15 protein-coding genes are annotated in these 14,910 nt (G+C 52.7%); 5 read left to right on the top strand and 10 right to left on the bottom strand.

Features of this window, described 5'->3' with window-relative positions; all coding sequences use genetic code 11:
* Window positions 1-3: 3 nt before the first annotated feature.
* The 5 genes from EIP93_RS00625 to EIP93_RS00605 are packed head-to-tail and all read right to left on the bottom strand — an operon-like array spanning window position 4 to window position 4,780.
* Window positions 4-657, bottom strand: coding sequence for a phosphatase PAP2 family protein (locus EIP93_RS00625; RefSeq protein ID WP_125233300.1), 654 nt, complete (start codon window positions 655-657; stop codon window positions 4-6).
* Entirely contained in the window at window positions 657-1,943 is a 1,287-nt protein-coding gene (locus tag EIP93_RS00620) for a F390 synthetase-related protein (protein ID WP_125232129.1), read from the bottom strand. The genes EIP93_RS00625 and EIP93_RS00620 overlap by 1 nt, the downstream gene beginning before the upstream one ends.
* Window positions 1,940-2,746 (bottom strand): MBL fold metallo-hydrolase, encoded by an 807-nt coding sequence (locus tag EIP93_RS00615; RefSeq protein WP_125232128.1) that lies wholly within the window; start codon window positions 2,744-2,746, stop codon window positions 1,940-1,942. The genes EIP93_RS00620 and EIP93_RS00615 overlap by 4 nt, the downstream gene beginning before the upstream one ends.
* Window positions 2,739-3,767 carry an NAD-dependent epimerase/dehydratase family protein gene (locus EIP93_RS00610; protein WP_125232127.1) on the bottom strand — a complete coding sequence of 343 codons (1,029 nt, stop codon included), beginning with the start codon at window positions 3,765-3,767 and terminating at the stop codon, window positions 2,739-2,741. The genes EIP93_RS00615 and EIP93_RS00610 overlap by 8 nt, the downstream gene beginning before the upstream one ends.
* Window positions 3,764-4,780: a 3-oxoacyl-[acyl-carrier-protein] synthase III C-terminal domain-containing protein gene (locus EIP93_RS00605; RefSeq protein ID WP_125232126.1), complete on the bottom strand. Its 1,017-nt coding sequence runs from the start codon at window positions 4,778-4,780 to the stop codon at window positions 3,764-3,766. The genes EIP93_RS00610 and EIP93_RS00605 overlap by 4 nt, the downstream gene beginning before the upstream one ends.
* Window positions 4,781-4,978: 198 nt before the next feature.
* On the opposite strand from EIP93_RS00605, the gene EIP93_RS00600 reads away from it, so the two are divergent.
* Window positions 4,979-5,320, top strand: a complete 342-nt coding sequence (locus tag EIP93_RS00600; RefSeq protein WP_010284221.1) for a GlpM family protein — start codon at window positions 4,979-4,981, stop codon at window positions 5,318-5,320.
* Between the two features lie 43 nt (window positions 5,321-5,363).
* Here the strand turns inward: EIP93_RS00600 and EIP93_RS00595 are convergent, their stop codons facing one another.
* Window positions 5,364-5,753, bottom strand: a complete 390-nt coding sequence (locus EIP93_RS00595; RefSeq protein WP_119879935.1) for a rhodanese-like domain-containing protein — start codon at window positions 5,751-5,753, stop codon at window positions 5,364-5,366.
* A 119-nt stretch (window positions 5,754-5,872) separates the two neighbouring features.
* Here EIP93_RS00595 and ftrA point away from each other — a divergent pair, with 119 nt between their 5' ends.
* The 3 genes from ftrA (at window position 5,873) to EIP93_RS00580 (ending at window position 9,153) form a co-directional block, all read left to right on the top strand.
* Window positions 5,873-6,868, top strand: coding sequence for a transcriptional regulator FtrA (gene ftrA / locus EIP93_RS00590; RefSeq protein ID WP_125232125.1), 996 nt, complete (start codon window positions 5,873-5,875; stop codon window positions 6,866-6,868).
* A 4-nt stretch (window positions 6,869-6,872) separates the two neighbouring features.
* Window positions 6,873-8,075: a pectinesterase PemB gene (gene pemB, locus EIP93_RS00585; RefSeq protein WP_125232124.1), complete on the top strand. Its 1,203-nt coding sequence runs from the start codon at window positions 6,873-6,875 to the stop codon at window positions 8,073-8,075.
* 349 nt (window positions 8,076-8,424) lie between these two features.
* Window positions 8,425-9,153, top strand: a complete 729-nt coding sequence (locus tag EIP93_RS00580; RefSeq protein ID WP_103862806.1) for a helix-turn-helix transcriptional regulator — start codon at window positions 8,425-8,427, stop codon at window positions 9,151-9,153.
* On the opposite strand, the gene carI is transcribed toward EIP93_RS00580, so the two are convergent.
* Both carI and argG read right to left on the bottom strand, forming a co-directional pair.
* Window positions 9,137-9,787 (bottom strand): acyl-homoserine-lactone synthase CarI, encoded by a 651-nt coding sequence (carI, locus tag EIP93_RS00575; RefSeq protein ID WP_010300609.1) that lies wholly within the window; start codon window positions 9,785-9,787, stop codon window positions 9,137-9,139. The genes EIP93_RS00580 and carI overlap by 17 nt on opposite strands.
* Before the next feature lie 269 nt (window positions 9,788-10,056).
* On the bottom strand, window positions 10,057-11,403 hold the full coding sequence (gene argG / locus EIP93_RS00570) for an argininosuccinate synthase (RefSeq protein WP_005968056.1): 1,347 nt from the start codon (window positions 11,401-11,403) through the stop codon (window positions 10,057-10,059).
* 412 nt (window positions 11,404-11,815) lie between these two features.
* Between argG and EIP93_RS00565 the strand changes: the two genes are divergently transcribed.
* Window positions 11,816-12,391 carry a DJ-1/PfpI family protein gene (locus tag EIP93_RS00565; protein WP_039542456.1) on the top strand — a complete coding sequence of 192 codons (576 nt, stop codon included), beginning with the start codon at window positions 11,816-11,818 and terminating at the stop codon, window positions 12,389-12,391.
* Between the two features lie 57 nt (window positions 12,392-12,448).
* On the opposite strand, the gene xylR is transcribed toward EIP93_RS00565, so the two are convergent.
* Both xylR and xylH read right to left on the bottom strand, forming a co-directional pair.
* Window positions 12,449-13,627, bottom strand: coding sequence for a D-xylose utilization transcriptional activator XylR (gene xylR, locus EIP93_RS00560; protein ID WP_039483217.1), 1,179 nt, complete (start codon window positions 13,625-13,627; stop codon window positions 12,449-12,451).
* Between the two features lie 136 nt (window positions 13,628-13,763).
* On the bottom strand, window positions 13,764-14,894 hold the full coding sequence (gene xylH, locus EIP93_RS00555; RefSeq protein ID WP_219600700.1) for a xylose ABC transporter permease XylH: 1,131 nt from the start codon (window positions 14,892-14,894) through the stop codon (window positions 13,764-13,766).
* Window positions 14,895-14,910: the final 16 nt, after the last annotated feature.

Here is a 14,910-nt window from a genome sequence, read left to right as displayed (position 1 = left end):
ATGTCATTCCTGATGCTGCTTGTCGTTAGGCAGCGGAGCCGCTGGGGAAATGGCCTTCACCGCCTCTCGACTACGCAGAAAGACCCATCCCGCGATCCCCGCCAGCATCGCGCCAGTCACCAGATCGATGAACAGGTGGCGGCGCAGTTGCAGGATGGAAAAGGCTATCGCGATGCCCCAGAGAAGATAAAAGCCGGTTTTCACCTTCTGCTGCCCATCGCTCATCGCCCACACTGCCAGCACCGTTAGCGCAATATGCAGCGACGGCAGGCAATTCTGTGGCGAGTCGATAAGCAGCAAAAGCTGTAGCACACGCGTGGAAAAATCGTCCCCGACGACCAGCGGATACACCATCGTAGTCGGAAAAATCAGGTACACCACGCCTGCAATCAAGGCGGTGAGCTGCGTTGCCCGCCGCAGCCCTGCCAGACGCGACATTGGGCAGGATAAATAGGACAGCGGCACGATGATAAAAAAGGAGAGATACAGCCAGATAGCCGACGCGCTAAAGGGAATCCACTCATCAACCAGCGACGTCGGCAGCACCGTTCCCTGCCCCTGAAACTGCGCGCTCAGTTGATATACCACGCCGACCGTTCCCCAGCCGAAGAGCAGCGCTTTCAGCCGCAATAGCAGCGTGTGTTGAGGAAATCGCATCATGCTTCCCCCTTCAGGTGGGTAATCCGTCTGCGCTTTTGCGTAAATTCTGGCGCGATCTCCCCGGCGGTGAGATGCCACCGCAGCCGCGATGCATCAATGCCCTGCAACACAAACTGCTGCACCAGACTGTCCCGACAGGCTTCCAGCTCCGGCAGGCTACACGCGGCGGATAAATGCAGCGTCGCGTCGCCCTGCTGCACCAGCCGATAGTCGGCATGCAGCGGCAGCGCGTTAGCAATCACTCGGCTACAGAGATCCGCAAACACGGTCTGAGTTTCACCGCTGCGGTTCGGCAACCTCAGGCTGTCATCACTGCGCCCTTCAATACGGGCTATTGCCATCGTCACGCGGCCACACGAACAGGGATCCCGCTGTTTGACCAGCACATCATCCAGCCGATAGCGCACAATTGGCTGCGTGCTGCGGGTGAAATCGGTAATGATGGGCGTAAAGCGTTCGTCATCCAGCCACTGCGGCTCAATGTGAATAAATTCTTCGTTAAGATGCAACGTGCCGTGTTCACAGGTCGATGCCAGAAAGCCTTCCGTTGCCTGATACACTTCCCCTATTTGCTCGAAGACCTGCTGCAACAGCTGCTTATCTTGCGGCTCCAACACCTCGGCCACGGAAATCACCTTTTTGGCCGACAGCCGCAGTTCACCACGTTGTACCGCCAGCGCCAGCTCGCGCAGCACCTGTGCAGGAGCAACGATAATCGACGGTGGCCACGCTTCCAGTCGCGCAAAATGACCGGAAAATGGCGCAAAGAGATCGTAAAACGACAGGCTGAGCCAGCGGTTATCGACGCTGTGATACAGATTGTTATCCGCACGCAGAAACAGCGCCACCCGTTCACCGGCACGTAAACCGTCAGGCAGCATTTTCGCCAGCATGCCTCCGGCCCAAATCTGCTGTTCGCGCGGGCTGACGACAAACAGACCACGCTGGCCAGACGTACCGGACGACAACCCGACGCTAAACCCGTTCACATTCGGCGTGAAGTCGCGATCCGCTTCGCTGCGGCGCGCACAGGCAAGCAGGTCATCTTTCTTAAGCCCAGCGGTGTTCATCCGATCGAATTCGGCCATCATTACGGCTTTATCCATCGTCGGCCACGACGTAATAGGAAGCTGGCAGTAAGGACGAAAATAGGGACTACGCGCCAGCACCCGTCGCGCGAAGCGGGCGAGCTGATTCTGCTGATGGCGTTCAAGCGCCTGACGGGTGGTAAAACTCAGGCGTCTGGCGCGGAAATAGTGCCAGATCGTCATCAGCGGAATCATAGGTCGCCCTCGTGGCACAGACGAATCTCGACCTGTCCGTTCAGGTGTAACTGATGCAGCTGGTCCAGCGTTTGGTAATAGGCTTTTGGATCGTCCATCACCAGATTCGCCAACCGCGACGGTCCGCGACCTTCACGATAGCTGTGCGGCGACCAGGCGGCATCACTTGCCAACAGCACCCAGCCGTTTTCGGTCAGCACAAACGCGCCGAGGTGTCCGGCGGCATGGCCGGGCAACGGCACCAGCACGATCTCTTTGTCGCTACCGGGCAGCGCATAGCCTTGCGTAAACGGTGCCAGCTCGGCTGGCAGATCGGTAAGCGGGAAGCTCTCAACAAACTGGAGCGCCTGCTCAAATTGTTCAGGAATCAACGCGGGCACAAATGCCCGCTTCAACGCGGCGAAACCGCGCAGGTTCCGCGTCTGCTGCCAGCCCAGCGCCGAACAGATAAACGGCACGGAGGGGAAGTCCCGCAGCCCCGCGATATGATCGCCGTGGAAATGGGAGATGATCAGGCCGTCGATATCGGCAGGCTGAATGCCCTGCGCGTGTAGCTGGTGAATCAGCGCATCTTTCGTTTCGAAATGCACTGGCGTCATTCTGCGGTACAGTTGAAACAGGCCGGAACGCGTGGCATCGGTAAAATGCTGAGCATAGCCGGTATCCCACAGCCAGCGCTTACCCTGACTTTCCAGCATCCAGACCCGCGCCGGAAAACGGCACACTTTCCATCCCGCACCACGCAGCGCCATACAACCCGGATGCAGGCAGTATCCTACTTCAAACGTCGAAATATTAGCCATGTCCGTCAGTGCTCCGCTGCGCAAGGTGTGTTTTGAACCAGCTACCGGTTAACTCGATGCCCTGCTGGAGGGAAAAACGCGGCTGATACCCCAGCTCCTGCTTAGCTTTCTCCGCGCTGAGCGTCATATCAAAATTCACCGCTCCCGCGCTGTAGCGCGTCAGCAGCGGCTCTTTTCGGCTAAACCACGAGAACAGTTCCATACCACCGGCCACCGCGTGCAGTAACGGATACGGCACCGCCCTAACGCGATAACTCATGCCCAACTGACCGACCAGCAGTTGCTGGAGCATGTCTGCAAGGCGTGCGGGCTCATGATTGGTGATGTTGTACGCCGAACCTGAAACTAACCCCGTGCGCTGGCTGGCAAGCGCCATCGCCTCTACCACGTTGCCGACAAACGTCAGATCCAGCAGCGCTTCGCCACCGCGCGGGAGACGCAGCACGCCGCCGCCCACCGCGATCTGCCCCAGAACACGCGGCAGAATCACGCGGTCATGCGGGCCGAACAGGCCACGCGGGCGCAGGATGACATAGGTCGTTTGCGGGTAGTGTGACGTCATCGCCTGAAGCCGTTCTTCCGCCAGATATTTGGTCTGCGCATAATGATTGGCAAAACGCACCGCGCGGTAGCTTTCATCAATATTCAGGTGGTGCTGATAATCAAAGTAAATCGCGGGCGTGGAGATGTGCACAAAACGCGGGATCCCCAACTGACCGGCGGCTTCAGCCAGTCGCGCCGTTACCTCGGTATTATTCTGGTAAAAATCATCATATTGACCCCACGGTGATGATTTTGCGGCACAGTGCCAGACCACATCACAGCCCGCCATCAGCGTTCGAAACTGCTCTACCGACGTTTCCACCAAATCAATGCGGGCGAACTGCGCACCCTGCACTTCAAGCTGTTGCCCCACCGTGCGATCGCGCCCGCAGGCCAGCACCTGATGCCCAGCCTGGAGCAGCCATTCCACCGCGTTACGCCCCAGTCCGCTGGTTGCGCCCGTGACGAAGACTCTCATGGGATCAGTACCATTCCGCCCAGCGTCAGCCCGGCGGCCGTACCGACCAGCATCGCGGGTTCACCTTCAGGCAGGCGTTGCGTCACGATGGCATGATGCAGCGCCGTCGGAATCGACGCCGCGACCTGATTGCCGTGATAGCGGTAAATATCAATCAGCCTTTCCGTCGGAATCGCCAGCCGCTTGCGCATATGTTCCAGCGACAGGTGACTGGCCTGATGCGGAACCACCGCCGCCATCTGATCCAGCGAGTAGCCGCTGGCATCCAGCAGCCGTTGCAGATAGCCCTCAATCAAGGCAGAAGCCTGCTTGAACAGCCGTTTTCCCTGCATGTGGAACAGAAAATCATGTAGTTCCATCCCCGCACGCGGGTTGCGCAAGGTACCGCCTGCGCGGATTTGGCACAGTTCGTTGCCCTTCGGATAAGTTTCCAGCAAACACGCCGCAATACCGCTGCGCCCATCGCCGCGTTCAACAACGGCGCACGCGGCACCATCGCCAAAAATCAGCGACGACTCTTCGTCATCCCAGTCAATGCCGCGTGAGGCCAGTTCGGTAGAGACAATGGCAATGCGCCGATAAGCGCCGGTATTCAGCAAACCAGCAGCCACCTGAAGCGCGGAAATAAAGCTGACGCAGCTGCTGTTAATATCAAAACAGGCCGTCCCTTTTGGCAGAGACGACGCTTTTAATAAATGGCTGGCGCTATAAGGCAGCGCCTGAATCGGAATAGCAGAGGCAAACAGCAGCAGATCGATTGACGCGGGCGGAATAATTCCCCGCGCCAGCGCGTCATTTAACGCCGCCACACCGAGCTCGGCCTGGCTGGCATGATTATCGGCATGGTGACGATAGATAATACCTGAACGGCTTTCGACATAACCAGCGGGCTTATTGAGCCGCACATCTAATTCAGCCGACGTCACCCGCTGCGCAGGAAGCGCGCTGCCGGTAGAAATAATCTTGAGTGGAACCAATCCCTGAGTAAATGCATGACTTTGCGTCTTCAACATCAATCCTTTTCAGATTCATTATCGTTTTAGCTGTACTGAGCAGGCTATCACGTACGGTATTTATTCATTCTGCTGCTAAGAATAACGAAATCACCACGAATTGAAATCTTAAGCTGTGCGATCGCACTATTCTATCCCGACATTTTTTCGCTATTCTCTGTTCATTCCCGATGCTGAATTAAGCCAGAAGTTATACTTATGTCATTGTTTATCAAATCGGTTATTGGCGCGCTGATCGTATTGCTCATCAGCGTACTGGCGAAAAGCCGAAACTATTATATTGCCGGGCTGGTGCCGCTATTTCCCACGTTCGCGCTGATCGCACATTACATCGTTGGCACCGAACGCGGACTGGAAGCGCTGCGCGCCACCATCCTGTTTGGCATCTGGTCCGTTATTCCTTATCTGGTTTACCTCATTTCACTTTATTACTTTACCGCGTGGATGAAATTGCCACAGGCACTGCTCGCAGCAGTCGTGTGTTGGAGTGTCTCAGCGGCACTGTTGGTGAAAATCTGGACGTGGTATCAGGGGAATTAGGTGTTGGCAGAAGGGCGGGCCCCCCTGCCATAGGCAAGTGATATCAGGCGAAAGCAAAGCCTTCATCTTCCCATCCCATGATTCCCCCGATCATAATTTTTACCGGGCGACCGAGTTGTGCCAGCTTTAATGCCGCCTGATCTGCACCATTACAGTGTGGTCCCGCGCAATAGACGACAAACCGCGTGTCATCAGGCCACTCGGCCATACGCTCAGATGTAATTTCACGGTGCGGAAGATGAATCGCCCCCGGTATATGACGCGCGGTAAAGTGCTTCGTCGATCCCACCACATGCAATAACACAAAGTCCTGCTGAGTCTCAGAGAGCGATCCCGCCACATCCGCGCAGTCTGTTTCAACAGACAGACGACGTGCAAAATGGGATAGCGCGATATCAGAAGCAGCAAAGGGATATTCAGTCACGTAACTCATCGATTTTTCTCATTGATTGGAATGAGGCTCGACTATAAAACGGATACACAAAGGCTGGCAGATGGCATTATTGCCATATATCGTCAATATCATGACAAGTTATCGAAGTGAGGAAATCGATGTTCAACCCGCTTGTTGTCGTTCTTGCTTATGATGGCTTGTGTACATTCGAGTTTGGTATTGCCGTTGAAGTCTTCGGCCTTCCTCGCCCCGAAATGGGAAAAGACTGGTATCAGTTTGCCGTCGCGGGCTTAGACAGTGGCGCGATGCGGGCAACCGGTGGCATCCATGTTGTTGCCGATGGTGGCCTTGAACTGTTAACACAGGCGGGGACGATTATCATTCCCGGCTGGAAAGGCAGTGATGTGCCCGTCCCCACACATCTGATCGATGCATTACGCCAAGCACATCAGCAAGGTGCCAGGCTGCTCTCTATCTGTTCTGGGGTTTTTGTCCTCGCGGCGACCGGCCTGCTTTCCGGGCGACGCGCCACGACACATTGGCGCTACAGCGACACGTTGAAAATGCAATATCCTGATATCAACATCGAGCCAGACGTTCTTTATATTGATGAAGGAACGATTCTTACGTCAGCCGGGAGTGCCGCAGGTATCGATCTTGGGCTGCACCTCATCCGTCGGGATTACGGCAGCAAAGCGGCCAATCAAGTGGCTCGCCGATTGGTGGTCGCACCGCATCGTGATGGTGGGCAAGCGCAGTATATTGAAAAAGCAGTACCGGTAGACTACGAACGCTCACGCCTCGGGCCGCTTATCGATCATGTCCGAGCCAACCTCGCGGAAGAGTATTCCGTTACGAAACTGGCAGCAATTTCTTGTATGAGTCCACGCACGTTCCTTCGCCGTTTTTCTGCCGCTACGGGTACGACACCAGCACGCTGGCTACTGGCCGAACGGCTGAATACCGCACGCGATTTACTGGAAAACACGTGCTTATCGATCGAGAAAATCGCCGAAACGGTGGGATTTGGTACCGCAGCCTCGTTACGCCACCATTTTCGCCAGCAGTTGCATCTCACGCCCTCAACCTATCGGTTGCGCTTCGGGCAGAGAACCCATGATATTCCAGAGAATCTTGCCGCGAAGAGAGGATAAGATCATGAAAAAAAAGACATACCCCGGCACCGTTTATCGCCCCATTCTCTCCGCACAGGAAGCAGAACGCTTCACGCTCCCGCACTATTTCACGCTGCGTGGGAACGATGACCAAGCTGAGGCTGATGTCTGGCAGCCCGCACCGATTGAAGTCGATCCGGCAACGCCGTGGGTTGTCGGGCCGCAGGTAGGGGTGGATGGTGCAACACATACCCATATTCAACAGGCGGTGAACGCCGCGCTGCGGGCGCAGCAGGATCGGGGGCGCATTGAGATTACATTGCTGCCGGGCACCTATACCGGCACAGTCTACATCCCTGCCGATGCGCCACCGCTCACGCTATGTGGGGTGGGAGAACAACCGGATGACGTAGTGATCCAACTCGCGCTTGATTCGATGTTTTCACCGGCAACCTACCGGGAAACCGTGAACTCACACGGCGAATACCAGCCCGGTGACCCAGCCTGGTACCTGTACGATCTCTGTGCATCAAAGCAGAACGCGACGATTGATACCATTTGTGCCGCCGTGGTCTGGTCGCAAAGCGACAATTTCCAGATGAAGAATCTGACGGTAGTGAATACCTTGCTGGATTCAGTGGATGGTCGCGCGCATCAGGCCGTCGCGCTGCGCACCGACGGCGACAAGATACAGCTTGAACAGGTTCGCCTCATCGGTCGTCAGGATACGTTTTTCGTCAATACCAGCAACCTCCAGAATGAGTACGTCACGGACCGCTATAGCCGGGTCTACATTAAAGACAGCTACATTGAGGGCGATGTCGACTACGTTTTTGGGCGCGCAACCGCGGTATTCGAGCATGTCCACTTTCATACCGTTTCCAGCCGTGGGGCGAAAGATATTCACGTCTTCGCGCCTGATAGCATGCCGTGGGTGCAATACGGCTTTCTGGCAGTGGCGTGTCGTTTTACGGGAGACGAAGGCTTCAGCAGAGAAAGAAAGGCCAAACTGGGGCGCGCCTGGGATCAGGGAGCAAGGCAGACGGGATATCAACCGGGCCAGACGGCAAACGGCCAGTTAGTGATTCGCGACAGCACGATTGACGCCAGCTATGACAGAGAACAGCCGTGGGGAGCTGCGGCAACAACCGCACGGCCCTTTGCGGGTAACGCGGATTCAGCCCGCAATCTCGACGATGTGCATTTCAATCGGCTGTGGGAATACCACAATATCGACGAGGCGTGAGGTACAACGAAAGGGATAACAATATGAAAGGCGAGGGTTATTCGAGAAAGAGTCGCACTGATGGAATTAATTAACCTGAGCATCTGGCGGCCTGTAAACAATACAGGCCATAGAAAAGTAAGAAGAATTTTATTATATTACTGATAAATCTCGCTTAATTAGCATTCCCTGATGTTAGCCAGTCATCACGCTTATCCAGAGCGTTATTTATTTCTTTTACTTTACGCCCTTAGCATTGTCGTTCGATTGTATGTTTTTTCACTCCCCCATAACAATTAGACTTAGGTACAGGTGTAGGTATATACTTTTCCGTTACAAGGATGTTGATTCTTCAGACTGAGGTCATGAGATGTCGCCATTATTCTCCAGTAGCGAAATAATAAGCAGGGTAATCAAAGGTCATTTTAATGAAAACCTGGATCACTACGATGGCATCAAATTCTCATTTATGGTTTTGAATAAGAAAAACCCCTCTGAAATGCTCATTATTTCCAGTTATCCCGATGAATGGGTTAACCTCTACAAAGAAAACAAATACCAGCATATTGATCCTGTTGTTCTTGCCTCCTTTAATAAAATATCGCCTTTCTCTTGGGAGAAAAGTCTGGTTATTAACACACGACTACAGCTTGCCAAGATATTCGACCTCTCTAAAAAATATAATATTATCAACGGATATACTTTTGTACTTCACGATCACGGCGACAATCTGGCTATGCTATCGATTATCGTGGACAGCTCATATCCAGATGATGTTGATACATTCATTGAAGAGAAAAAAGACACCTTTCAGATGCTATTAATTGATGCATATGAAAAAATCATCTCCCTTTGCAGAGAGATGATTGAAAGTAAAAAACAATTAAATAATAAAGAAATATTCTCTCAGCGAGAAAATGAAATCCTTTACTGGGCCAGTATGGGTAAAACCTATCTGGAAGTTGCGATTATTCTCGGTATCAAAACCAGTACGGTAAAATTTCATATCGGCAACGTTGTGAAAAAACTTGGCGTCCTGAATGCCAAGCATGCAATCAGGCTCGGCGTTGAGTTACAGCTCATCAAGCCTGTGCAATAGCGGCAGGTACCCTTAGAGGCCACTGCTTCAATTCATTGCTCATAAATGTCCCGCTACGGTTAATACGACGAGCCAACGCTTCCTGATTCTCATCATCAACGGGAAGAAAAACCAAATAGACTCTTTCTTCCTTTTCTGATAAACCTTGTTCGACCACGCGAATTCCCCAGCCAGAGCGTTTTAATATCGTCAGCATAGGGTGACTCACTATCGTATATATTCCATCATAACCTTTGTCCCTTGAGTAATTAATCATCGAAAGAAACAACATCGAACTAATTGGGTATTCATTACCGAGAATATCTTTCGCTCGTGATTTATCTACAAAGAACCGACTCGATTCCAGATAATTACCTTCAGGGATATTTATCTCCTTGAAGTAAGGAAAAAACGTCCCGGTAATCATGTTAGGGTATTTTGTTTCAATAAATCTCAAACTACAGATAACGGTGTTATCTTTGATGCCAAAAAGATAAGTCGTGTTATTATTATCATACTGATCAAATTCCATTCCATCAGTACATTGCACGGCCCAATTCAGTCGATCTTTAAACGTCTCTTTTCTGAGGGTAAATAGCTCTTCTGATTTCGTTTCTGACAACAAGGTGTGATTTACATCAAATATCTCTAACATTTTTCCTCCATTGAAAAGTTAATACATAACCTCAAAAAACGATACGCCATCCCACAGATCCTTCGCCTTCAGATTATTATCTTGGCTGATTATTTATAGATATTCTGTCCCTTTCCACGGCGGTTGTACAGATGCAACCTGCATTGTCAGCAAGAGTTCACACACAAAAAGACAACGCGAGAAAAACCAATATAAACATATGATAAACAGATAAAAAAAATCCGGAAGCGCGAGACGATTCCGGATTTTTATATTACTCAATCTGTGCGTTATTTCTCTGTTTTATCCTGCAGTTGCCCAACCTGCGGCAGACCCGTGCTGGCGGAGGAAGAGAGCAAGCCCGTTTCAGCATAGTTAAACAGTTTTTCACGCGTGTCGGTGATATCCAGATTGCGCATGGTCAGCTGGCCAATACGGTCATCCGGCGAGAAGACCGAGTCGCCTTTCTCCATGGTCAAGCGCTCTGGCTTGTAGGTCAGGTTGTCAGACACGGTATTCATGATGGAGTAATCATTGCCACGACGCAGCTCCAGCGTCACTTCGCCGGTGATGGCGCTGGCGATCCAACGCTGAGAAGAATCACGCAGCATCAGCGCCTGAGAATCAAACCAGCGTCCCTGATACAGGAAACGACCCAGTTGACGGCCATTGGCGTGGTATTGCTCGATAGTGTCTTCGTTGTGGATACCAGTAACCAGACGCTCATAGGCAATGTGCAGCAGTGCCATTCCCGGCGCTTCATAGATACCGCGGCTTTTCGCTTCAATGATACGGTTTTCGATCTGATCGCTCATGCCCAGACCGTGACGACCACCGATGCGATTCGCTTCCAGCATCAGTTCAACGTCATCGGTAAAGGTCTTGCCGTTCAGCGCAACTGGGTGACCGCGTTCAAAACGGATGGTCACTTCTTCTGCTGGCACTTTGACGTTCTCGTCCCAGAACTTCACGCCCATAATCGGGTTAACGATTTTGACGCTGGAATTCAGGAATTCCAGATCCTTCGCTTCATGCGTCGCACCCAGAATATTGGAATCGGTGGAATAGGCTTTCTCGGCCGACATTTTATAGCCGAATCCTGCCTGTGACATAAACTCGGACATCTCCTGACGGCCACCCAGCTCATCAATGAAATCGGTATCCAGCCACGGCTTGTAAATCTTCAGTTCAGCATTGGTCAGCAGGCCGTAACGATAGAAACGCTCAATATCGTTGCCTTTATAGGTGCTGCCGTCGCCCCAGATGTTGACGCCGTCTTCTTTCATTGCAGCAACCAGCATCGTGCCGGTAACCGCACGGCCCAGCGGCGTGGTGTTGAAATAGGTTACGCCCGCCGTCGTGTTGTGGAATGCGCCACATTGAATCGCAGCGATACCTTCAGCAACCAGTTGCTTACGGCAATCGATCAGGCGAGCATTTTCTGCGCCGTATTCCATAGCCCGACGTGGGATTTCCTCGTAGTCATCCTCGTCTGGCTGCCCCAGGTTCGCGGTATATGCATAAGGAACCGCGCCTTTTTGACGCATCCAAAGCAGTGCAGCGCTGGTATCCAGACCACCCGAGAACGCAATACCAATACGCTGACCAACCGGAAGATGCTTGAGAATCGTTGTCATATATATAATCCCTGCTCGAAAGATCTCTGGATATAAGCTGAGTCGCCCACACCATTATGTTACGCCATACATTCGTGAGTGTTCGCACCCTGTGCACATCCTGCATCAAGCGGGCTAGACGATGACCAACATCGACATACTCACAAATGCATATTTATGCAAAATAAGTGAGTGATAATTTAAACATCTTTTTGGCAGGACAGGAAGAGAAGAGTCATACTTTCATGCAAAAAAATTCGCGGCCAATTCACGACCAAGTTAGCAAGTATAGCGCTATCTTCTCTTCAGGCTAAGCAGCAAAAATCGTTTACGCGACCCACTCGACATTAATAAAACATCGTTTCATTTTGTCGATATTTCTTTGCTATCCTCTTGCGGTTAACACCTTCCCTTGCATATTGCTGGAGATGCTATGTCTAAGAAAGTCGCCGTTCTGCTGGCTCCTGGGTTTGAAGAAGCAGAAGCGATTATGGTGATTGATGTACTGCACCGTATGAAGATAGAAGTCACCATGCTGTCATGCTATGACAGACTGGAGCTGCACAGTTATCATAATATTCGCATGTTTGCCGATGCTCTGCTGGAAAGAAACCAGGACACGCTGTTTGATGCCGTGGTTATTCCCGGCGGCCCACAGGGGACGGTAAATCTGGCCGCAAACCCGATGGTCGTCGAGTTTATCCGTCGCCACGATGACGCGGGAAAACTGATTTGCCCACTGTGCTCCGCAGCCGCGCGCGTGCTGGGTGGTAACAAACTGCTGAAAGGCCGCCGCTACGTTTGCTCCGGGAATTTATGGCAGGACGTGACCGATGGCATTTACGTTGACGAGAAAGTCGTGGAAGACGGCAATCTGATCAGCGGCAAAGGTCTGGGCGTGACATTCGATTTTGCCTTTACCCTCGCCAACCGCCTGACCGGTGACAAAGAAAACGCCAACTTCCAGGTTGAGCACATTGATTACGATTACTGGCGCGTGCCAGCGTAACCGTTCACCAACTTAATGATAAGGCGCGCACCCTCGCGCCTTCCTGCCTTTCCCGCATCAATAACCTTCCCCATAACGCTCGCGGTACTCTTTCGGCGTGATGTCATACCCTTTCTTAAAGACGGCATAAAAATAAGGCAACGAAGGGTAGCCGCACATCAACGAGATCTCACCAATCGAGAGCGAGGTCGATATTAGCAAGTTACGCGCCCGATCCAGCTTTTCCTCATGAATCATGCCGTGAATGGTCTGGCCGACTTCGTCTTTGAAGCGTTTTTCCAGGTTCGAGCGGGAAATCCCTACCGCATCCAGCACCTGCTCAACCTTAATCCCTTTGCAGGCGTGATAGCGGATAAAATGCATCGCCTGAATCACCGCAGGATCGTGCACGGAGCGATAATCCGTTGAGCGACGTTCAACCACCCGAACCGGCGGCACCAAAATACGCTGTAGCGGTACATCAGACTGATTCAACAGTAACTGGTGCAGCAGTTTCGCTGCACGATATCCCATTTGGCGTGTACCCTGCGCTACCGACGAGAGCGCAACGCGTGAAAGGTAGCGGATCAGATCTTCGTTATCGATCCCGATGACGCACAGCTTTTCCGGTACGGCAATATTAAGGTGTTCGCAGACTTGCAGCAGATGGCGCGCGCGAGAATCCGTCACCGCGATAATCCCCGTCTGCGGTGGCAGCCCCTGCACCCAGTCAGCCAGCCGATTTTGCGCGTATTGCCAGTTATCCGGTGACGTTTCCATTCCCTGATACACCACGCCCTGATACTTTTCTGCCGCAACCAACTGCCTGAAAGCATGCTCCCGTTCCTGCGCCCAGCCTTTCCCACCCGATGCCGGCAGGCCATAAAACGCAAAGCGGTTCAGCCCTTTCTCTTTGAGGTGCATAAACGCGCTTTCCACCAATGCATAATTATCTGTCGCGATATAATGCACAGGCGGGTAATCTTCGGGCTGATGGTAAGAACCCCCCACCCCCACCAGCGGAACATTCACATCCTGTAGCAGCCGTTTAATCTCACCATCGTCAAAATCGGCAATCACGCCGTCGCCCAGCCATTCTTTGATGTTATCAATGCGGCAACGGAAATCCTCTTCAATGAAGATGTCCCAGTCGCACTGGGAAGCCTGTAAATATTCGCCAACCCCTTCAACCACCTGACGGTCATACACTTTATTGGCGTTGAACAGCAGCGTGATGCGATAGCGTTTTTCAAACATGGCAGTTGGCGCTCATTAATCGCAAGTTCCTTGAATAAAGTCTTCTTCCTTGAATAGCACAGCGTCCCAAGAGGCCAAAATAATTTGCTGATTATTGCGAGCCGCCGCGTATTTCCTACGCAGACTCAACATCACGTCATACACGCCGCTTTGTTGCGGTATCCATCCATACCGCCAATAGCAGGATTCCGCCTTTTACGACGTATTGCCAAAACGTCGGCACATCCAGCATGCTCATCCCGTTATCCAGCGACGCCATGATAAATGCCCCCATCACCGCACCCGCCACGCTGCCAATCCCGCCCGCCAGACTGGTACCGCCAATCACGCAGGCGGCAATCGCATCCAGCTCGGCAATATTCCCGGCGGATGGCGAACCTGCACCCAATCGTGAACTGAGAATCAGCCCAGCGACCGCAACCATCAGGCCATTAATCGCGAATACCGTCATTTTGGTGCGCTCGACATTCACGCCCGATAGGCGAGCGGCATCGATATTCCCACCCACGGCATAGATGCGGCGGCCAAATGCGGTTCGCGTCGCGAGAAAAATACCGCCCAGCATCAACAGCGTCAGCACCAGCACTGGTGTTGGCACACCGCGATAGTCATTCAGCAGATAAATCGCACCCAGTACCACCAGTGCCGTCACTGTCTGACGGCCAATATCACCTGCGGGTGGATTTATCGGTAACCCTAATCGGGCGCGACTGCTGCGCCGGCGCCACTGCCAGGCAATAAACACCATCAACCCGATGGCACCGAACATGAAACCGATTCCGGAAGGCAGATAGCTCTGCCCAATCTGCGACATCGCTTCGCTGGTCGGAGAAACCGTCGTCCCATTGGTGATACCGATCAGAATGCCGCGAAAAGCTAACATCCCCGCCAGCGTCACGATAAACGAAGGGACTTTCCGGTAGGCAACCCACCAGCCATTCCACGCGCCCAGCAATAGTCCCAGCGCAAGCGTCACGACGATGGTCAACGGCAAGGGCCAGCCAAACCAGACATCAAAAATCGCCGCCGCACCGCCCAATAGCCCCATCATCGAACCGACCGACAGATCGATCTCGGCAGAGATAATGACAAACACCATGCCAACCGCCAGAATGCCGGTGATCGCCGTTTGCCTCAGCAGGTTGGAAAGATTACGCGCGCTGAGATACGCCCCGTCGGTCATGTAGGTGAAAAAGAGCATGATGGCGATGATGGCGGCAATCATCACGTAGACCTGAAGATTGATGCTTTTCAACCGTTGCAGCATCGAGGCAGAGCCAGCG

The sequence above is a fragment of the Pectobacterium versatile genome (assembly GCF_003932035.1).
Classification (GTDB): domain Bacteria; phylum Pseudomonadota; class Gammaproteobacteria; order Enterobacterales; family Enterobacteriaceae; genus Pectobacterium; species Pectobacterium versatile.
This window is presented reverse-complemented; position numbering and strand designations above follow the sequence as displayed.